The 18,071-nt window shown below is 63.8% G+C and carries 19 protein-coding genes; 5 read left to right on the forward strand and 14 right to left on the reverse strand.

The annotated features are described in order from the left end of the window. Nucleotides 1–2 precede the first annotated feature (2 nt). The 3 genes from AB6802_RS19340 to AB6802_RS19350 all read left to right on the forward strand — a co-directional run bounded on the left by AB6802_RS19340 (nucleotide 3) and on the right by AB6802_RS19350 (nucleotide 2,768). Complete coding sequence (locus AB6802_RS19340; protein ID WP_371011774.1) at nucleotides 3–719, forward strand: methyltransferase domain-containing protein; 717 nt, start codon at nucleotides 3–5, stop codon at nucleotides 717–719. A 13-nt stretch (nucleotides 720–732) separates the two neighbouring features. Beyond that, nucleotides 733–2,343, forward strand: a complete 1,611-nt coding sequence (locus AB6802_RS19345) for a hypothetical protein (protein WP_371011775.1) — start codon at nucleotides 733–735, stop codon at nucleotides 2,341–2,343. A gap of 161 nt (nucleotides 2,344–2,504) precedes the next feature. Further along, nucleotides 2,505–2,768: a DUF1344 domain-containing protein gene (locus tag AB6802_RS19350; RefSeq protein WP_140783436.1), complete on the forward strand. Its 264-nt coding sequence runs from the start codon at nucleotides 2,505–2,507 to the stop codon at nucleotides 2,766–2,768. A 235-nt stretch (nucleotides 2,769–3,003) separates the two neighbouring features. On the opposite strand, the gene AB6802_RS19355 is transcribed toward AB6802_RS19350, so the two are convergent. The 4 genes from AB6802_RS19355 to AB6802_RS19370 form a co-directional block, all read right to left on the reverse strand. After that, entirely contained in the window at nucleotides 3,004–3,591 is a 588-nt protein-coding gene (locus tag AB6802_RS19355; RefSeq protein WP_371011776.1) for a histidine phosphatase family protein, read from the reverse strand. A gap of 55 nt (nucleotides 3,592–3,646) precedes the next feature. Next, the gene (fabI, locus tag AB6802_RS19360) at nucleotides 3,647–4,465 is read right to left on the reverse strand and encodes an enoyl-ACP reductase FabI (protein ID WP_371011777.1); all 819 of its coding nucleotides are present in this window, start codon (nucleotides 4,463–4,465) and stop codon (nucleotides 3,647–3,649) included. Between the two features lie 109 nt (nucleotides 4,466–4,574). Then, nucleotides 4,575–5,504: a DnaJ C-terminal domain-containing protein gene (locus AB6802_RS19365; RefSeq protein ID WP_371011778.1), complete on the reverse strand. Its 930-nt coding sequence runs from the start codon at nucleotides 5,502–5,504 to the stop codon at nucleotides 4,575–4,577. A gap of 111 nt (nucleotides 5,505–5,615) precedes the next feature. Then, complete coding sequence (locus AB6802_RS19370; RefSeq protein WP_371011779.1) at nucleotides 5,616–6,065, reverse strand: RT0821/Lpp0805 family surface protein; 450 nt, start codon at nucleotides 6,063–6,065, stop codon at nucleotides 5,616–5,618. Here AB6802_RS19370 and pdxH point away from each other — a divergent pair. Next, nucleotides 6,055–6,723 carry a pyridoxamine 5'-phosphate oxidase gene (pdxH, locus tag AB6802_RS19375; RefSeq protein ID WP_371011966.1) on the forward strand — a complete coding sequence of 223 codons (669 nt, stop codon included), beginning with the start codon at nucleotides 6,055–6,057 and terminating at the stop codon, nucleotides 6,721–6,723. The two genes, AB6802_RS19370 and pdxH, sit on opposite strands and share 11 nt — an antisense overlap. A 98-nt stretch (nucleotides 6,724–6,821) precedes the next feature. Here pdxH and AB6802_RS19380 read toward each other — a convergent pair whose 3' ends face one another. From AB6802_RS19380 to AB6802_RS19405, 6 genes are all read right to left on the reverse strand, one after another. Then, the gene (locus AB6802_RS19380; RefSeq protein WP_371011780.1) at nucleotides 6,822–7,391 is read right to left on the reverse strand and encodes a hypothetical protein; all 570 of its coding nucleotides are present in this window, start codon (nucleotides 7,389–7,391) and stop codon (nucleotides 6,822–6,824) included. Nucleotides 7,392–7,398: 7 nt separating this feature from the next. Further along, nucleotides 7,399–7,977: a hypothetical protein gene (locus tag AB6802_RS19385; RefSeq protein WP_371011781.1), complete on the reverse strand. Its 579-nt coding sequence runs from the start codon at nucleotides 7,975–7,977 to the stop codon at nucleotides 7,399–7,401. Next, nucleotides 7,974–8,567 (reverse strand): hypothetical protein, encoded by a 594-nt coding sequence (locus AB6802_RS19390; protein WP_371011782.1) that lies wholly within the window; start codon nucleotides 8,565–8,567, stop codon nucleotides 7,974–7,976. Before AB6802_RS19390 ends, AB6802_RS19385 begins: the two co-directional genes overlap by 4 nt. Continuing rightward, nucleotides 8,560–9,879: a hypothetical protein gene (locus tag AB6802_RS19395; protein ID WP_371011783.1), complete on the reverse strand. Its 1,320-nt coding sequence runs from the start codon at nucleotides 9,877–9,879 to the stop codon at nucleotides 8,560–8,562. The genes AB6802_RS19390 and AB6802_RS19395 overlap by 8 nt, the downstream gene beginning before the upstream one ends. A 272-nt stretch (nucleotides 9,880–10,151) precedes the next feature. Continuing rightward, nucleotides 10,152–10,907: a crotonase/enoyl-CoA hydratase family protein gene (locus tag AB6802_RS19400; RefSeq protein WP_371011784.1), complete on the reverse strand. Its 756-nt coding sequence runs from the start codon at nucleotides 10,905–10,907 to the stop codon at nucleotides 10,152–10,154. Nucleotides 10,908–10,924: 17 nt separating this feature from the next. After that, on the reverse strand, nucleotides 10,925–12,694 hold the full coding sequence (locus tag AB6802_RS19405; RefSeq protein ID WP_371011785.1) for an acyl-CoA dehydrogenase family protein: 1,770 nt from the start codon (nucleotides 12,692–12,694) through the stop codon (nucleotides 10,925–10,927). A gap of 476 nt (nucleotides 12,695–13,170) precedes the next feature. On the opposite strand from AB6802_RS19405, the gene AB6802_RS19410 reads away from it, so the two are divergent. Next, nucleotides 13,171–13,401 (forward strand): hypothetical protein, encoded by a 231-nt coding sequence (locus tag AB6802_RS19410; protein WP_371011786.1) that lies wholly within the window; start codon nucleotides 13,171–13,173, stop codon nucleotides 13,399–13,401. Nucleotides 13,402–13,409: 8 nt separating this feature from the next. Here AB6802_RS19410 and AB6802_RS19415 read toward each other — a convergent pair whose 3' ends face one another. The 4 genes from AB6802_RS19415 to AB6802_RS19430 all read right to left on the reverse strand — a co-directional run bounded on the left by AB6802_RS19415 (nucleotide 13,410) and on the right by AB6802_RS19430 (nucleotide 18,003). After that, on the reverse strand, nucleotides 13,410–15,017 hold the full coding sequence (locus AB6802_RS19415) for an FGGY-family carbohydrate kinase (protein ID WP_371011787.1): 1,608 nt from the start codon (nucleotides 15,015–15,017) through the stop codon (nucleotides 13,410–13,412). 83 nt (nucleotides 15,018–15,100) lie between these two features. Then, nucleotides 15,101–15,829 (reverse strand): SDR family oxidoreductase, encoded by a 729-nt coding sequence (locus AB6802_RS19420; protein ID WP_371011788.1) that lies wholly within the window; start codon nucleotides 15,827–15,829, stop codon nucleotides 15,101–15,103. Nucleotides 15,830–15,916: 87 nt separating this feature from the next. After that, nucleotides 15,917–17,176, reverse strand: coding sequence for a sugar ABC transporter permease (locus AB6802_RS19425; protein WP_371011789.1), 1,260 nt, complete (start codon nucleotides 17,174–17,176; stop codon nucleotides 15,917–15,919). Continuing rightward, nucleotides 17,173–18,003, reverse strand: coding sequence for an ATP-binding cassette domain-containing protein (locus tag AB6802_RS19430; protein ID WP_371011790.1), 831 nt, complete (start codon nucleotides 18,001–18,003; stop codon nucleotides 17,173–17,175). The genes AB6802_RS19425 and AB6802_RS19430 overlap by 4 nt, the downstream gene beginning before the upstream one ends. Between the last annotated feature and the right edge of the window lie 68 nt (nucleotides 18,004–18,071).

An 18,071-nucleotide genomic window follows, 5' to 3' on the forward strand; every position in this document is an offset into this window, starting at 1 on the left:
AAATGGCCACTCGTCCGGATCAGGCGCCTGGCGAACAAAACATCGACGCCGTCTTCTACCGCGACGGTGCGTCGAATTCCCTCGCCATGAACCTGCTGAAAACAGCCAGGCTCAATATGTTCAACCTTTTCGTCGAACAGATGCGCCCGTCGGCGGACACGACGGTTCTCGACATAGGCGTTTCGGATGACGAAAACGAGGGTGCGAATTTCCTCGAAAAGTCCTATCCTTGGCCAGAAAAGATTACATGTGCCGGTATTGGATCAGGTGAGCAAGTCAAGGCGCGCTATCCTTCCACGACCTTCCGCCAGATCGCTCCGAACGAACCGCTTCCTTTCGCGGACAAATCATTCGACATAGCAACTTCCAACGCGGTGCTCGAACATGTCGGCGGCGTGGAACAGCGCAAGCAGTTTATCCTGGAGCATCTGCGGGTTGCCAGGTCCGTCTTTATAACCGTTCCCAACCGCTGGTTTCCCGTCGAACACCATACGGGATTGCCTTTCCTGCATTATTGGCCGGCCGCGTTTCGCTTGTTGCTTGGCAGATCATCAATGCAATATTGGACCAAGCCCGAAAATGTGGACTTCCTCAGTAGCGGCCTGATTGGTCGGGAGTGGCCAGGACCAAAGCCTCCCCACATACGGATGGCAGGGATCAAACTTGGGCCTTTCAGCTCCAACATCGCTGTCGTGGCGAGCGACGACATGCACCCCTGATCCGGTATTTCCCATGTATGGATCTTCCGCCCTCAGACTGGTCAACAGATATGCCGCGCCTTTGGCCCTGCTGATCCTGTTCTGCTTCTACCAGTACAAATATTCGACCTATCCTTCGGTGCCGGGCAACAGCACACAGTATCCGCTGGGATGGTGGGGATGGACGGACCAGGGGCTTTACTTGAAATCCGCAAAGGCCTTCGCAGCCTTCGATCTCAAGCCGGGGTCGCATTTCTATCCGCCGCTTTATCCTGCGCTCGGCGCGCTGTTTGTGTGGATCTCGGCACTGCATCCCTTCTACCTGGTCGATCTTGGGCTGATGGTCGGTTTCTTCCTATTGGTCTTCAGCCTGTTTCGGCGCCATCTCGGGCCTGCCCCGGCGGCGATCGTGGTGCTCGCAGGGATGGTCGGCTACCGTATCATCGGGCTGCAGTGGGTCGTTCCCTGGACCAGTACTCTCAGCGCATTTCTCTTCGCGGCGGCGCTGGTGCTTCTTGACCGCTTCGACCAGCTTCGGCAGGCGAGACGCTCGACCTTGAGCTTCGCGTTCAACGCGTTCCTTTTCGGGATGGTTGTTGGCGCGCAGCTCGCCACCCGCCCGGCGGATATTGCCGCAACCGCCGCGGCCGCCCTCACCTATGCCGCGCTTGTCATCGCAATGGGCGTAGCCGGTGAAGCGGATACGCGCCGAAACGGAATCCTATCCATCGCCGCCGGGGCGGCGGGATTCGCCTTGCCAGTCTTGTTGTTCGCGGCCTTCAATGAGCTGAGCGCAGGAACGGTCGGCGGCACATATCTCCAAGTCGTCGCAGGGTCGATCGGGTTCGATATTTCTCAGGTTCCGGAGCGGCTCTTTTCGCTGCTTGTCGCCTCCCAGGTTTATTTCCTGGAGTTCAACGCCGATTGGATCAGCGTCATTCCAATCTTCTTCATCGTCGTTGTTCTTGCGATCGTATCGACGTTCTTCCCGGCGCCGCTGTTCATCCGGGTGGCCGGCTGCATGATGGCCGTGCATCTGATCGTCTATGCGAGCTATAGAGACAGCGTCCCCACCGGCATGTTCCGGTTTTTCAATGTCCATTATTACAAATGGATGTTCCCTGTCGCACTTGGGATTGTCGCGTATCGACTGAGGCCGACGGCCTTCCGGCAGAAAGGGGCAATCGCTCTTGCCGCAGGTGCGGCTGTTATCGTTCTGATCACGTGCGTCACGGCGCGGCGCATGGATGTGACTGTGCTTCAATCGGCGTCCGAGGGCGGAACAGTCAGGCTCCGCATCCAACAGCCGAACGCCGTACAGTTGATCGACCTGATAGGCGTCAACGGAAACCTGGAGAGCAGCGCTATAACCGTTGGCACATCCGTCACGATTGACGGCAAAGCGCTTTTTCCCGTCCGTGATTACCGGTTCGTCGCCAACGAAAAACTTGTCCGTCTCATGCTCGCCAACCCTCGCGATATCGGTTCGATCGAAATTCACCTGTCGAAAAATGTCCAGCCTCCCGCATCTGGCTGGGGCGCGCGGGCGTCGTCGATGCGTTGGAAACTGGGCATGCCGCTCGCGCAGCAACGGCTTGACACATCCGTCGGCCCAGCCCCGGCATCAGGAACCCCTGCCGGGTAACGGGCACTCGAGCGGTTGCGGTCCCATACGATTTTTTTCGGCTGTCAAACTGTGATCTGGCGGATTTAGTTTTGACACATTCGGTTGGTTTCTGCTCTCCTCCATCCGCCGTTGAGGATCCGCCGCTGACCGGCTGGCGCAATGACCTAAAGAGGACGACGATGCGTACCCTGATTGGCGCTGCCTGCGCCATGTTGCTGATTTCCACCGCCGCCGCGTTCGCCGGCCAGACCGAAGGCCTGATCAAGAAGGTCGACAAGGACACGCTCACGCTGACTCTTGATGACGGCAAGGCCTACAAGCTCAACGCCGAGACCGATATCGACTCGCTGAAGCCCGGCATGGACATCGTGATCGCCTTTGACGTGACCAATGGCGAGAATGTCGTCACGGACATGCAGTTGCCGGACAGCGACCAGAATTAAAACTGCGAGGCTGGAGCATCTATGCTTCGTCATTCTAGGGCGAAGCAAGGAGCGGAGCGACGCGCGCAGACCCTAGAATCCATGCCGTTACGTCTGAGCGCCGCTACGGTGTAGAACGACCTCCGTTCTGCACCGCTTTCGCCAATCGACGGAGGTCGCGGCATGGATCCTAGGGTCTCCGCGACGGAGCTTCGCTCCTGCTTCGCCCTAGGATGACGAAGCTAGGGTGCGCTCTTCAAAGCCACTCCAAACTTCGGCCCTCCAGCCGCAGCAGGCGATCCTGCGGGACCTCGAGGCCGGCGGCTTGCTGCTTGGACAGGCCGGCGACGAGGCGGAAGAAGCAGCGGATGACGCCGCCATGGGTGACGCAGACGGTCGGTCCACGAAGCGTGTCGAACCACGGCTTGATCCGCTCGAGCAGCATCTCGTAGCTTTCCGCGCCTTCGCCGGGCGGCTGGAAATCCCATTTGGCGGCGCGGCGGCCGTTGGTGCAGCCGGGGAACCGCGCCTCGAGCTCGGCGAAGGTGAAACCCTGCCAGTCACCGAAACTTATCTCGACCAGGCGCGGATCGGTGCGATAGGCGCTTGGGTCGAGGCCCATCGCGGCGCGCATCAATTCCATTGTTTCGCGCGTGCGGCGCATCGGGCTGGCGACAAAGTCGAAATCCGCCCCCTTGCCAATCAGCTCCGCAAGCCGCCGGCCGTTGAAGGTCGCCTGCTTGCGTCCTAACGCGTTGATGTCCGTATCGGCCTGGCCCTGCAGGCGGTGCTCGGCGTTCCACTCCGTCTGACCGTGGCGCGCGATGTAGACGAGCGGATACATCAAGGTCTTCCGGAGGTCGCGTGAGGGCCTGGACGGAGGATAGGTGAGGAGCGAACTAATCCTTCACGGTCGAGATATCCGGCGCGTCGACCGCCTTCATACCGACGACATGGTAGCCGGAATCGACGTGATGGATCTCGCCGGTGACGCCGCGCGACAGGTCCGACAGGAAGTAGACGCCGGAATCGCCAACCTCTTCCTGCGTCACCGTCTGCTTGAGCGGCGAATTGTATTCGTTCCACTTCAGGATGTAGCGGAAATCGCCGATGCCGGAGGCGGCGAGCGTCTTGATCGGGCCGGCGGAGATGGCGTTGACGCGGATCTTCTTGGCGCCGAGGTCGACGGCGAGGTAGCGCACGCTGGCCTCGAGAGCCGCCTTGGCGACGCCCATGACGTTGTAATGCGGCATCACTTTCTCGGCGCCGTAGTAGGTCAGCGTCAAAAGCGAGCCGCCATCGGTCATCAGCTGCTCGGCGCGCTTGGCGATGGTGGTGAAGGAATAGACCGAAATGTCCATGGTGCGCAGGAAATTGTCGCGCGTCGTCTCGACATAGCGGCCGGTCAGCTCGTCCTTGTCGGAAAAAGCGATGGCATGAACGAGGAAGTCGAGCTTGCCCCAATGCTTGGCGATGTCGGCAAAGACGGCATCGAGGCTTTCCGGATCGGTGACGTCGCAATGGCCGGCGACATGCGCGTTGAGTTCCGCCGCCAACGGCTCGACGCGCTTCTTGAAGGCCTCGCCCTGATAAGTCAGCGCGATCTCGGCGCCATGATCGACGCAAGACTTGGCGATGCCGTAAGCGATCGACCGATTGTTCGCGACGCCGAGGATGAGGCCGCGTTTACCGGCCATCAGGCCCTGTCCACCCGCCATGTGAATGCTCTCCGCAAGAGTATAGTGCTTCGTGGAAAGCCCTATCGCACAGGCACCAAGCCCCTTCAAGCGTTCAAAACAGACAGTCAGGGAGAGAAAACCGGCGCCATCAGCCTTTTTTGCGGCGCATCAAGGCCTCAAGCTCGCTATCCCCGCCTTCCGGCAGCATCAGCCGCACATGGGCGTAGAGATCGCCATGGCCGCCGGCTTTTTCCGGCAGGCCCCTGCCCTTCAGCCGCAGCACCTTGTCCGAGCTCGACCATGCCGGGACGTTGACGGCCAGCTTGCCGGTCGGCGTCTCGACCGCAACCTTGGCGCCTAGCACGGCGTCGGTGAGATCGACGGGCAGATCGACATGCAGGTCGCGGCCCTCCATGCGGTAGCGCGGATGACGGCGGATGTGGATCTTGACCAGCGCGTCGCCCGGCTGTCCCGGTCCCTGCTCGCCCTGACCCTTGAGCCGGATGGTCTGGCCGTCCTCGACATAGGCGGGCAGCTTGACCGCGACCTTGCGGCCGTCGGGGAACATCGCCGTCACCTTTTCGGCGGTGGCTGCCTCCTCGACGCTGACATCCAGCGTGACGTTCAAATCCGCGGCTTGCACCGGCTGACGGCGATCGCCGCCCCTGCCGCCGCCACGCGCGCCGGAGAAGGCGTCGCCAAAAATCTGGCTGAAAATGTCGCTGTTGCCGTCGAACGGATCGCCGCCCGGACGACCGCTGCGGAATTCGAAATGCGCGGCGCCAGGGCCCTGCTGGCGGCGGAAACCACCGAACGGGTCGCCGCCGGCCGCACCTTCGAAACCCTGGAATTTCGGCTTACCGTCGCCATCGATCTCGCCGCGATCATAGGCGGCGCGCGTCTTCTCGTCGCCGACGACCTCGTACGCCTGGTTGGCGGCGGCAAAACGGTCCTTCGCCTTGGGATCATTCGGGTTCTGGTCCGGATGATGCTTCTTGGCGAGCTTGCGGTAAGCCGATTTTATGTCCTTGGCCGATGCGTTCTTGGCAACGCCCAGCACCTCATAGGGGTCGCGCATGCTTCCTGCCTGCAAGAGAGAGTGAGTGTATGGTCGCCCCCTATATGCGCTCGCATAGGAAGAAATTCCAGTGGCGCAAGAGGGATTGACGACCGAAAATCAGAGTGCCCCTTAGAGAGCCTTGAATTCCTGCATGCGCCAGCCGCCGGCGCCGGCCAGGCAGAGCTGGCCCTTGTAGAGGGCCACGCCGTCGAAGCTCTCGCGCGTGGCGGTGAAGCGGCGGCAGGTCAGGCCGCTGTCCTTCAATTCCACCAGCTCGGTGATCGCGCCGCGCGAGCCGGTGCCGGCATTGGCCCATGGCACGGCCTGGCCGCCCAACTCCTTGATGTCGGCGGAAGAGACGGCATTGCCGATGGTGGTCTGGTCGGAATCCTTGTCGGCGGGCGCCGCAGGCGCGCTGGAGGTGATGATCGAGCGGTCGACCTCGGCCTTTTCCAGGCTGAAGCCGCCGGCGCCACAGGCGGTCAGCGGCAGCGCCAGCATCACGAACGCAGCCTTGACGCTGGCCGAAGCGATAACGCTCCGTTGCCTGCTGTCAAAAGCTTGCATGATGCGCGACAACAGGCAAACTCCTCCCGCAACGGTAAAAATTCGGAAAACTATGACCGAAACTGAGTTAACAAGCAGTGACTTCACCGAGGCCGCAGAGCCTTTCCGACTCTTTGCCGCATGGCTGGAGGACGCCACCAAGAGCGAGATCAACGATGCCAACGGCGTCGCCCTGGCGACCGTCGATGCCGACGGCATGCCGGATGTGCGGATGGTGCTGCTCAAGGGATTCGATGAACGAGGCTTTGTGTTCTACACGAATTTCGAAAGCGCCAAGGGCCGTGAAATTCTGGGCAGCATGAAGGCGGCGATGTGCTTCCACTGGAAATCGCTGCGCCGCCAGGTGCGCATACGCGGACCGGTGGAGGTGGTGACCGATGCCGAAGCCGACGCCTATTACGCGACCAGGCCGCGCGGCAGCCGCATCGGCGCCTGGGCCTCAAAACAGTCGCGGCCACTGGAAAGCCGCTTCGCGCTGGAAAAAGCGGTGGCCGAATACACGGCGCGCTACCCCATCGGCGAGATTCCGCGGCCGAAACACTGGTCGGGCTTCCGCATCCTGCCGCAGACGATCGAGTTCTGGCATGACCGGCCGTTCCGGCTGCATGACCGCCTGGTGTTTTCGAACGACGGCAAGGGCGGCTGGGACAAGACGCGGCTCTATCCCTAGACCGGTCCAGCGTTTCACTGAACCGCTGACCCGCTCCAATTCTTTGTTTTTACGCAACTCCGGACGGAAAACCGCTACGCACCTTTCCCAGAATTGCTCTAATCCTTCTCCATCTGGAACAGCAGGAAATGCGGGCGTTCGCTGGCAACGCCGACCGCCGGCCTGATCGACTTGGTCGCTTCCTTCGGTACCAAAAACGTCTCGCGCAGATTGAGCGTGTCGCCGGTCTTGGCACCGGAAAATATCGCCGAGACGCAGGTTTGCACGGTATCGGGGGTTTTCAGCGATACAAGCGTGGTCGGCGACCAGTGGCGGCCGTCCTTGTCGATCAGCACGATCTTGCAGCCGAGCCAGAGATTCTGCAGGTCGGGATTGCCGATCGTAACCTGGAAGTCGGCCAGCACCGGCACTGAATCCGGCGGCAGGTTCGCCATGCCGAAAGCGCCGCGCAGATCGGTCAGCTTCCAGTCGCTGCCGCCGAAATGCGCGCTCTGGCCCCAGGCGACGCGGCGCGAGAAGAGATCGTTGTCGGCAAGCAGCGCCTTGACGCTGTCATAGGCCTCGACCGCGATCGCCAGCGGAATGAGCAGGATGACCGACCACAGGCTGCGGCGGCGCCATTTGCGCTCGCCTGATCTATTCTCCTGAGCAAAAGCCTCTGCCGTCATTGGTACCTCAAAGCGGCTGCGTCATGTCGAATGTGTCGACGGTGCCGGCAGGCATGCCGTCAGCACCTACGGCAATTGGGCCGAGCGAAATCTCGGCCTGAGAATCCAGCGCCGCCAGCAGCTTCTCCGAAATCAGCAAGGTGGCGTTGCTCACCTGGTCCGGCCGCAGTTCGAAGACCAGCCGCGCTTTCCTCGGCAGCCCGGGATCGATGGGGACGGGAAGCAGGTCGTTGGCAAAGGACAGCCGCTCCGTCTGGTCGTAGGTCAGGCCGGTCGGGCCGCGCCAGGACGCGATCGAGACCACCGTGGACTGCGCGCGCGCCGCGAACTTGACCGTCACCACCGCCCAGACGCCGCCGGTGGTCAGGATTTCGGTCTCGCCGAAGCGATCCGTCCTGAGGTTGCGGGCGAACTCCACCTTTTCGGCACGCGCTTCGAAGCCGCGTCCTACAATCGTATCGCCGAGCTTACCGCGCGCCGGGATAGGCCCGATCAGGTCGCCGTAATGCGGCTTCGATAGCTGCAGCCCATAGCAAAACGCCACGGCGACCAGCAGCAGGAGGATGTTCGCCAGCCTGCGCATCATGGCTGCAGATCCGGGGCATCGGGGCCAGCGCCGACAGGCATGGTCAAGGTCCCGATCGGCGCCGGATTGAACCAGCCCGGAAGGCCATAGAGGTTGTCGCGCAGCTTGTAGGTCTTGCGAATGACTGTCAGGCCGAAATTTGCCGGGGGCGCCGCGCCATCCGGCAACTGCCAGATATAGGCCATGCGCTCCGGCATGCCGGGGTGCAATTCGGGTGACATCGTCGAATCGCGCGTGAGTACGATGAAGGGCTTTGTCGCGGGATCGACCGGCGTCGGCCCCGCCTGCAGAAGCTCGAAATAGTCCTTCGTGGATTTTGCCGTGCGGTTGGTCATTTCCAACTCCAGCACCAGCGCCTTGCCGCCGGGCTTGAGCAGTGTGCCGTAGACGTGTTTTTCCGCCGAAACATACGCCTTCAGCGGCCGCACCAGCCATTCGCCGGTGTCGACTTGACTGGAAGGCGCAAGGGCCGCCAACGCTTGATGCCTCGCCTCGAAGGCGCCGAGCAGACCGGCGACGGCAATTGCCGCCGCCGTGCCGATGCCGGCGATCGCCCATGCCTTGACCCGCGAGCGGGCGCTCTCAAGCATGCTGCGCCTCCGCTGTGTCCGAAGGATCGGATGGCTGCGTGCTCTCGCTCGCCTGGCGCTTCGGCAGCGCGAATGCGGTTTCGAGAACAGCGGCGAGGAACGAGATGCGCAGCGGCTCGACCAGGATGCCGGTGGAGGAATCCTGGAAAGCGCTGCCGAACAGCAGCGAGACGCCCTGCGAGAGCACCTGCCAGGTGTCGAGCTCATGCGGACCGATGAGCCGCGTCATGCCGAGCCAGCCCCACGCGGCAGCCCAGTCGATCAGCCGGTAACCGACGATCAGCGTGGCGATCAGCACCACGCCGGAACTCAGCGTGATGCGCACGCCGTTGGCGATCGGCAAATAACGCGAGCGGTAGCCGGAGATGAAATGCTCGGCGAAGTCGCGCAGGAATTTCGGAATGGCGCGGTAGCGCTCGCCCAGGCGCTCGACACGGCTGTGCACGCGCATCAGCTCCCTGTCGTCGCGCACGTCATAGCCGTAGATCAGCGCCGCGAGCACCAGCCAGATCACCGGCAACAGCATGTAGAAGAACAGGTTCACCAGTTTGGTCGTGGTGTCGATGGAGGTGACTTCGACCGGCACCATCGGAGCGGCGAAGGCGATGGCGATGGGATGGGCAACACCGTCAGCCGCGGCCTGCAGGATGGAGAAGATGTTGCGGCTCATGATCCAGCCGACAATCTGGTCCTTCCAGCGCGAGATCACGTAGAGACCGATGAAGATCCAGTTGGTCTCGCAGATCACAACCACGATCTGCCAGAAGGAACGCGAGCCGCCACGCTTCTGCATCGCGGTGGCGAAGCGCCTTATCAGCCAGGAGATGACCACCGACAGGATCAGCCAGCGCGAATCCAGCACGTCGAGCACATTGCCCGCACCTTCCCCGAAGGGCGCCATGTCGAGCGTGACGCGCGAATATTGCCGCACCGTGTCGCCCAAAAACCCCCAGGCGGCGTAATAGGCAAAGAAGGGCAAGAGCGCGACGGTGACCATGCGCGCCAACCTGGCGCTGCCGGTGCCAGGCTCAGCCTCGGTTTCGCCTTGAGCCGCCTGCTGGGCGGCGCGCACCGCAGGCAAGGCCGGCAGCAGCGTCTGGAACATGGCGACGGTAACGATGAGCTGCGTCAGCGCCACCAGCGTCAGCAAGGCGAGGCCAGCCATATGGTTGAAGAAGGCGGCGCGCGCGGCGATCTGCATGAACAGGTCGCCGAACACGATGCCCAACAGCACCAAGGCGACCAATTGCGGCCAGAAGCGCCACCAGAGTTTTAGGGTCAGCGCGAGCGGTTTTGCGGCATCGGCAAACATGTCGGACACTCAATCCGTCAATGCATGCCTCTGATCACTTCAGAAATTTGCTTCCTGGCAGCGACGTTGCGGGCCATGTCCTCTCCACCGACCAAAGTCTCGTTTGACGCAATTCCCGACGGAAAACCGCTACCCGCTTTTCCTGGAATTGCTCTGAGCCCCCGCCCCGTTGGATTTACGAGATAGGGTGCGGCAACGGCAGTGTACAGAGCAAAACTCGCGTCCGACGCGAGTTTTGCTCGAAGCTGCCACAACCTGCCAGTGTCGCCGGATCAGCCCACCTTCTTGCGCGTCATGAAGGCGGTGAGCGCGGCGCGCGCCTCGTCGGAGGTCAGCCGCTCGCGGAAATGCGCGCTTTCGACCTTGATGCGGGCGACAAGCGCCTCGCGCGGCTCGCGCATCAGGTCGCGCGCGATCTTCAGCGCCTGCGGCGGCTTCGCCGCGATCTCGTTGGCCGCCGCCAGCACCGCGCCTTCCAGCGCATCCTCGGCGACCACGTCGTAGATCAGCCCGGCAGCCTTGGCGCGCTCGGCCGAAAAGCTCTCGCCAAGGCCGAGCAGCGCGAAGGCGCCCTGCCGTCCCAGGAGCTGCGGTGCGATGAGGCTGGAGCCGGCCTCCGGCACCAGGCCGAGATCGACGAAGGGCGTGCGGAAGATGGTGCGCGGCGTGGCGAAGGTGAGGTCGCAATGCAGGTTGAGCGTCGTGCCGATGCCGACAGCAACGCCGTCGACGCCGGAGACCATCGGCTTCTCCGCCCTGGCCAGCGCCATCAGGAAATCCCAGACCTCGTTGCCGCCCTCGCCACCGGTGGCGATGACCAGGAAATCGGCGAGGTCATTGCCGGAAGAGAAGGCGCCGGGAACGCCTAGGAAGACATGGACGCGCACCGCCGGATCGGCGTCGCCTTCGGCGAGCGCCGCCGACATTTTCGCGTACATGGCGCGCGTCAGCGCGTTCTTCTTGTCGGGACGGTTCATGCGGATGATCTGCACGGCGCCCCGGCGCTCGATGAGGATATGGTCGGTCACTGTCGGTTCCTTCGTGTTCAGGCGGAGATCAGCGCCTTGCCGGCAGCAGCAAGGCTGTCGGCGCCGTCGATGACGCGTTCCTTGAGCGCGCGCGCCTCGCCAAGCAGGTTTTCGGCAAAGAAACGGCAAAGAGGAATGCGGCCGCGGTCAGCAAGCCCGCCTTGCGCCAGATAGGCGCCGCCGGCGGCGAGCGAGATCAGGCGCAGATAAGGCGTGGCGCCGGCCATCGCGGCGTCGGCATTGCCGTCGGCCAGTAGCGCCTGCAGGAAACGCGTCGCCTCGTCGAGGTCGGCAAGCGCCCGGTCGAGATTGTCGGCGGTGCGGCCGAACCCCTCGATGTTCGACATACGCACCGCGTCGGCAACCGCCTTCAGTTCGCCGATGTAACCATGCACATGCTCGCCGCCGTCGAGCGGCAGTTTGCGCGACACCAGGTCGATCGCCTGGATGCCGTTGGTGCCTTCATAGATCGGCGCGATGCGGGCGTCGCGGTAAAGCGCCGCGGCACCCGTCTCCTCGATGAAGCCCATGCCGCCATGCACCTGGACACCCAGCGAGGCGACCTCGACGCCGACATCGGTCGAGAACGCCTTGGCGAGCGGCGTCAGCAGGTTGGCGCGGTCGCGCCATCGGGCTGCCGCCTCGCCCTCACTGAGGCGCGCGCGGTCGATGGCATGCGCGCAGGCATAGCTGATCGAGCGTGCGATCTGCGTCAGCGCCTTCATGGTCAGCAGATTGCGCTGCACGTCCGGGTGATGGACGATCGGCGCCATGCCGGAGCCGGCATAATCGGACGCCTTGCCCTGGCGGCGCTCATTGGCATAGGCGATCGCCTTCTGCGTCGCGGCTTCAGCCACCGCCACGCCCTGCATGCCGACGCAAAGCCTGGCGTTGTTCATCATGGTGAACATGCAGGCCAGCCCCTTGTTCTCCTCGCCGATCAGCCAGCCGATGGCGCCGGGCGCAGCGCCCTGAAAGCCGTCGCCATAGATCATGGTGCAGGTCGGCGAGGCATGAATGCCGAGCTTGTGCTCGAGGCCCGAACAGAAGACGTCGTTGCGGGCGCCGAGCGAACCATCGTCATTGACGAAAAACTTCGGCACCAGGAACAACGAGATGCCGCGCGTGCCGGCCGGCGCGTCGGGCAGCCTGGCCAGCACCAGATGCACGATGTTGTCGGTGAAATCATGCTCGCCATAGGTGATGAAAATCTTCTGGCCGAAGATGCGGTAGGTGCCGTCGCCGACCGGCTCGGCTCGGCTGCGCAAGGCCGCGAGATCCGAGCCTGCCTGCGGCTCGGTCAAGTTCATCGTGCCCATCCACTCGCCGGAAACGAGCTTGGCCAGGTATTTTGCCTTGAGCGCGTCCGAGGCATGCTTGTCGAGCGCCTCGACGGCGCCCATGGTCAGCGTCGGGCCGATGCCGAAGGCCATGGCGGCGGAATTCCACATTTCGAGCGCGGCGACGCCGAGCATCGCCGGCAGGCCCTGGCCGCCGAATTCCTCCGGACCGGACAACGCGTTCCAGCCGCCTTCGGTCCAGCGCCGGTAAAGCTCCTTCCAGCCGGGCGGCGTGGTCACAGTCGCGTCTTTCAATACCGCGCCATGCTCGTCGCCGATCTTGTAGAGCGGTGCCACCTCTTCGCTGGCGAAACGTCCGGCTTCGGCCAGGATCGCATCGACCAGGTCCTCGCCAAGATCCCCGAAGGTTCCCGCATCAAGCGCCGGCTTCAGCCCAGCCACGTGCTTCAGCGTGAAGGCGATGTCGTCGACGGGTGCGCTATACATGATTTCCTCCTCCCGTTCCGGCCGAGCGTAGGCGCATGGCCGAAGCGAGGCCATCCACCTTTGGGCCGGCCCCGCACCTTCTTTTTACGTAAACGTCAAATTTTGTCACGCGGATTTTGTGGCTTGCCGACTTCGGAGATTAACCGAAGCGCCCGAACTTCGTCATCCACGGGCGGAGCGGGAGCGAAGCGGACGCGTAGATCCGAGGATCCATGCTGGGACTTTTAGCGAAGGGTGCAGCGGAGCGGAATCTGGCCCGTGGAGACCGTTTCAACGTCACGGCATGGATCCTCGGGTCTGCGCCGCGTCGCTTCGCTCCTTGCTCCGCCCGTGGATGACGAACCCGCGAACGGGCTTCAAGGTTGCTCTATGCTTTCGAAGCTACGACCCTCGCCTACCAAAATTCTATGACAGGGAATTTCACCCTGCGGTATGATCTCATCCCGTTAATCGTACAGACCGAACCGGAACATCCCATGCTTGCCAGACCCGACGCCTATCGTTGCATCGAATGCGGCCTGTCTTACCGGGCTCCTGCCTTTAACTACTACCACGGTGAGCTTGAGCAGGGTCCGGCTTACTGGACCGATCGCGGCATATTGTGCTCGCCACAATGCTCGCTAACCCACCACAAGAAGCGCCGGGACGAAGGCACGCTGCCGCAGGAACCGGCGCCCGATCCGTTCGAGGTGCAGTTCCGCCGCTGACGGGCGCCTCAGCGTATGCTGCGTCCCACCGCCTGAAGCGCCAGAAAGGCTTCGTAGCGCCGGTCGTGCCACGCTCGCATCGCACCAGTCGCCGGCTGGAAGATGTCGCCGAGCCGGGACATGGCAGGCATGGCGATCGAAAGGTCGGGGTAACGGCCGGCCGCGACCGCTCCGAGCATCGCGGCGCCGAGCAGCACCGGCTCTGGCGATTGCGAGGCGGCGACCGGCAGGCCTGTCGAGTCGGCAAGCAGCTGGCGCACAAGCGATGACTGCCCGGCGCCGCCGCTGATGACGATGGTGTCGACGGCGAGACCGGACGACGCCATCGCCGCCACGATCTGGCGCACGCCGTAGCCGAGGCCGCAAAGCCCGGCCACGTAGAGGCCGACGAGGCTGTCCATCGAACGATCGGTGTCCAGCCCCGCAATCAGGCCGCGAGCATCCGGGTCGGCGAATGGCGCACGGTTGCCGAGGAACTCGGGCACGACATGGATGCTTCCGGCGAGGCTGGCGGCCGCCGAAAGGTCGGGCGAGCTTGCCGCCGCGGTCGCGGCCAGCCAATCGACCAGCGATTTGCGTTGCGCAGCGGCGCGCTCCGAGGCCTCGACCGCGGCCGGGTGGAAGCGCACCAGGAGATCGATGGCGGCGCCGGCGGCCGACTGGCCGCCCTCGCTCAGCCAGAACCCCGGCACCATGGCGGAAAAGTAAGGACCCCAGACGCCCGGAACGAAGGCCGGACCTTGGCTGCTGGCCATGGTGCAGGCCGACGTTCCAAGCACATAGGCCATGCGTGAAGAAAGCGTGCCGACATTGCCGGCTGCACCCACCGTGCCGACGCCACCGGCATGGGCATCGATCAGCCCGGCGGCGACGACGGTGCCGGCGGCCAGCCCCAGTTCGGCAGCAGCCACCGGCGTCAGGCCGGCGCCCACCGCCGTGCCCGGATCGACCACCTCGGTGCCGATGCGGGCAAAACCCTCGTCGGCCAGCTCGCCTAGCCCGATAGCGTGGAAATAGCTCTCGTCCCAGCGCCGCTCATGGCCGAGATAGGTCCACTTGCAGGCGAGCGTGCAGACAGATCGGGCGAGGCTGCCGGTGGCACGCCAGCTCAGGTAATCGGCCAGATCGAAGAAATGCCGCGCCCCGGCGAACGTCGCGGGCAGGTTCTCCTTCAGCCACAGAAGCTTCGGCGTTTCCATTTCCGGCGAAATGACGCCGCCGACATAATTGAGGACAGGATGCCGGCCGGCATTGATGCGCCTGGTCTGGTCAAGGGCGCGGTGGTCCATCCAGACGATGATGTTTCTGTCATTGTCGCTTGAATGGCCGACCGGCAGGGCCTCGCCTTCGTCACCGACCACCACGAGGGAACAGGTCGCGTCGAAGCCGATGCCTTTGATCTCCCGAGGTTCGACGCCCGACTTTGCGACCGCCTCGCGCACGCTGGCGCATACCGCCTGCCAGATGTCGCGGCTGGATTGCTCGGCGATCTCGCCGGGTTCCATGAACAGAGCGATATCGCGCTTGGCGGAAGCCACGAGCTGTCCGCGCTCATCAAAGACGCCGGCTCGCGCGCTGCCCGTGCCGACATCGACGCCGAGGAAATGGGAAGGCATGGAGGGACCTCAAGATGGAAGCAGTGAATAGTGAGTAGTAATTAGTAAGCGGGATATTTTTCTACTCGCTACTCACTACTCACTCACAAATCATTGCTCTGCGGCAAGATCACCAGATCGCGAATGGTGACGTTCCTCGGGCGCGTGAGCATGAACAGGACGGCTTCCGCGACCTCCACGGGTTGCATCAGCCCACCGGCGGCCAGCTCGTCTTCGAGCTTCTGCTTCGGCCAATCGCTGATCAGCGCCGTCACCACCGGGCCAGGCGCCACGGCGCCGACGCGCAGGCCGTGCTTGGCCACCTGCCTGCGCAGCGTATGGACGAAGGCCTGTATGGCATGCTTGGAGGCCGTGTAGACCGGCTCCCAGACGACAGGGACGAGGCCGGCGATGGAACTGGTTACGATGATGTCGCCGGTCTTGCGTTCGACCATGTGCGGCAGCACCGCATGCACCGAGCGGAAGACCGAGTTGATGTTGAGGTTCAGCATGCGGTCCCAGGCGTCCGGATCGCCGTTGAGGATCTCGCCGCCGACATAGGAGCCGGCATTGGCGTGGAAGATGTCGAGCTGGCCGGCCTTCTCAAGGATTCCAGGCAGCATGGTCGCCACGCTGGCCGGGCTGGTCAGGTCGACCACCAGCGGGATCGCGCCTGCGCCGAGTTCGGCGATGACCTCCTTCAGCCTGTCTTCGGCCCTGTCGACCAGCACGACGCGGGCGCCGGCGGCCAGCATCGCCCTGGCGCATTCGAGGCCGATGCCAGATGCCGCGCCGGTCACCGCGGCCACCTTGCCTGTTAGATCCTGAGCCATGTTTGGTCCTCGCTCAATTTGTCTTGCTGTTGTCGAGCACGATCTTTCCCGACCTTTGGTTGGGATCATGCTCGGGATTGATGGGCGTCAGGCGCGGCCGTGGGAAACCCGCGAACGGCGTGCCAGGGAATCGACGATGACTGCGATCGCCAGGACGGCGCCGGTGATCATGTAGCGAAGCGACGACGACAGATCGAGCAAGGTCAGCCCGCTGGCGATCGACTGGATGACGATGATGCCGAGCAGCGCGGAATAGGCGCTGCCGCGGCCACCGAACAGGCTGGTGCCGCCGATGACGGCCGCCGCGATGGCGTTGAGGTTGACGTCGCCTGTGCCGGCCTGCTGGCTTGCCGAGGCAAGACGGGCGGCCGACAGCACGCCGCCAAGCGCCGCGAACATCGAGCAGGCGGCGAAGGCGCTGAGATAGATCAGCCGGACCTTGATGCCGGCGCGCCGCGCGGCCTCGCGATTGCCGCCGACGGCGGTCATCGAGCGGCCCCATTTGGTGCGGGTCAGCGCGTAGTTCATCGCCACGACAAGACCGACGAACAGGCCGAACATCCATGGAATGCCGCGCGCCTGGTTGAGGTAGCCGACGATGAGTTCGAGCACCAGCGTGATGGCGACGACGCGCACGATGAGGCCGCCGAGCGACGGCGCCGACAGGTTGACGGCACGGCGGCGACTGATGGTGCGCAGGCCGGTGACGAGCATGACGATGCCGGGCAGAGCCGCCAGCCCATAGGAGACCCAGTGCGGCATGACCATGAGCTGGCCGAAATTCACCAGGTTCGAGCCATAGGGCAGGTTGATCGAGCCGGTGGAGCCGAGGATGTAGAGCTGCATGCCGAGCACCGCCAACAGGCCGGCCAGCGTCGAAACGAAGCTCGGCATGCCGAGCCGGTTGAACAGCATGGCATAGAGGCAGCCGATGGCCGCGCCAAAAGCGAGGGCGGCGAGGATGGCGAGCGCCACTGGCCAGCCCTGGTTGACCCACAGCGTGCCGACGAGAGCCGAGGCAAAGCCGCTGATCGAGCCGACCGACAGGTCGATCTCGCCGACCATCAGCACGCAGACGATGCCGAGCGCGATGACGCCGACCGTCGAGCAGTCGAATAGCAGGTTGACGAGGTTGCTGGAGGAGACGAACACCGGGTTGAGGCTGGTGAACACGGTCCAGATGATGACGAGGCCGACGACGACCGGCAGCGAGCCGAGATCGCCGGAGCGGACGCGGTCGAGGAAGGCGCGCAGCGCGCCACCGACGCCGGCCTCATGCTTGACGCGCACGTCGCTGCGGTCGAGCGCCGTCGAGGCCGAGGTGTCGTGCTTCATCTCCGCGCTCATGGCCGTTGCTCCTGGTTTTGCTGGGCCTGATTTTGCTGAGCTTGCCGGCGCTCGGCGCGGCGCGAGACCGCATTGTTCGAGGCGCCGGTGATGGCACTGACCAGTTCCTGGTTGGAGGCGTCGGGCGCGAAGACGCCGTTGTTGCGGCCAAGCCGCAGCACGACGATCCGATCCGCGACGGCGCGCACGTCCTCCATATTGTGGCTGATCATCAAGACGCCGAGGCCGCGCTCGCGCACCCGGTCGATCAGGTTCAGCACTTCCGCCGTCTGGGCGACGCCCAGCGCCGCGGTCGGCTCGTCGAGCAGGATCAGCTTTGGTTCGAGCAGCAGCGAGCGGGCGATGGCGACCGTCTGGCGCTGGCCGCCCGACAGCGAGGCGACCGCTTCGCGAACGCTGGGAATACGCGCCGACAATTCATTGAGCAGCGTCCAGGCGCGGATTTCCATCGCCACCTCGTCCAGCCGCAGCGGGTTGAGCTCCTTGCCGAGGAAGATGTTGGCGACGACGTCGAGGTTCTCGCACAGCGCCAGGTCCTGGAAGACGGTGGCGATGCCCAGCGTCAGCGCCGCGCTCGGGTCAGGCATGGTGACCGGCTTGCCGCGAAAATCGATCGTGCCCGAGCTTGGCTGATGGACGCCGGCCAGGATCTTGACCAGCGTCGACTTGCCGGCGCCATTGTCACCGACCAGCGCCACGACTTCGCCGGCATGAACATCGAGATCGATGTCGGTGAGTGCCGAGACCGCGCCGAAATTTTTCGAGATGCCGCGCAGGCTGAGCACCAGTTCGCCGGTCGAAACCGGTCTGTCGGCGATGTCGGTCATTGGGGGCAAACCTTTCCGGAGAGCCGGTCAAGAGTGGCGTCCGGCCGCCTCGAGCGGCCGAACAGTTT

This window comes from Mesorhizobium sp. RCC_202 (assembly GCF_041355295.1).
GTDB lineage: Bacteria > Pseudomonadota > Alphaproteobacteria > Rhizobiales > Rhizobiaceae > Mesorhizobium.

Bases quoted from the DNA above. Each gene is read 5' to 3' on its own strand.
- AB6802_RS19395 (WP_371011783.1), bottom strand. From the start codon at position 9,879: ATGTTTGCCGATGCCGCAAAACCGCTCGCGCTGACCCTAAAACTCTGG.
- pdxH (WP_371011966.1), top strand. From the start codon at position 6,055: ATGCGCGACAACAGGCAAACTCCTCCCGCAACGGTAAAAATTCGGAAA.
- AB6802_RS19355 (WP_371011776.1), bottom strand. From the start codon at position 3,591: ATGTATCCGCTCGTCTACATCGCGCGCCACGGTCAGACGGAGTGGAAC.
- AB6802_RS19390 (WP_371011782.1), bottom strand. From the start codon at position 8,567: ATGCTTGAGAGCGCCCGCTCGCGGGTCAAGGCATGGGCGATCGCCGGC.
- AB6802_RS19345 (WP_371011775.1), top strand. From the start codon at position 733: ATGTATGGATCTTCCGCCCTCAGACTGGTCAACAGATATGCCGCGCCT.
- AB6802_RS19410 (WP_371011786.1), top strand. From the start codon at position 13,171: ATGCTTGCCAGACCCGACGCCTATCGTTGCATCGAATGCGGCCTGTCT.
- AB6802_RS19340 (WP_371011774.1), top strand. From the start codon at position 3: ATGGCCACTCGTCCGGATCAGGCGCCTGGCGAACAAAACATCGACGCC.
- AB6802_RS19405 (WP_371011785.1), bottom strand. From the start codon at position 12,694: ATGTATAGCGCACCCGTCGACGACATCGCCTTCACGCTGAAGCACGTG.
- AB6802_RS19430 (WP_371011790.1), bottom strand. From the start codon at position 18,003: ATGACCGACATCGCCGACAGACCGGTTTCGACCGGCGAACTGGTGCTC.
- AB6802_RS19420 (WP_371011788.1), bottom strand. From the start codon at position 15,829: ATGGCTCAGGATCTAACAGGCAAGGTGGCCGCGGTGACCGGCGCGGCA.
- AB6802_RS19365 (WP_371011778.1), bottom strand. From the start codon at position 5,504: ATGCGCGACCCCTATGAGGTGCTGGGCGTTGCCAAGAACGCATCGGCC.
- AB6802_RS19350 (WP_140783436.1), top strand. From the start codon at position 2,505: ATGCGTACCCTGATTGGCGCTGCCTGCGCCATGTTGCTGATTTCCACC.
- AB6802_RS19380 (WP_371011780.1), bottom strand. From the start codon at position 7,391: ATGACGGCAGAGGCTTTTGCTCAGGAGAATAGATCAGGCGAGCGCAAA.
- AB6802_RS19385 (WP_371011781.1), bottom strand. From the start codon at position 7,977: ATGATGCGCAGGCTGGCGAACATCCTCCTGCTGCTGGTCGCCGTGGCG.
- AB6802_RS19415 (WP_371011787.1), bottom strand. From the start codon at position 15,017: ATGCCTTCCCATTTCCTCGGCGTCGATGTCGGCACGGGCAGCGCGCGA.
- AB6802_RS19425 (WP_371011789.1), bottom strand. From the start codon at position 17,176: ATGAGCGCGGAGATGAAGCACGACACCTCGGCCTCGACGGCGCTCGAC.
- fabI (WP_371011777.1), bottom strand. From the start codon at position 4,465: ATGGCGGGTGGACAGGGCCTGATGGCCGGTAAACGCGGCCTCATCCTC.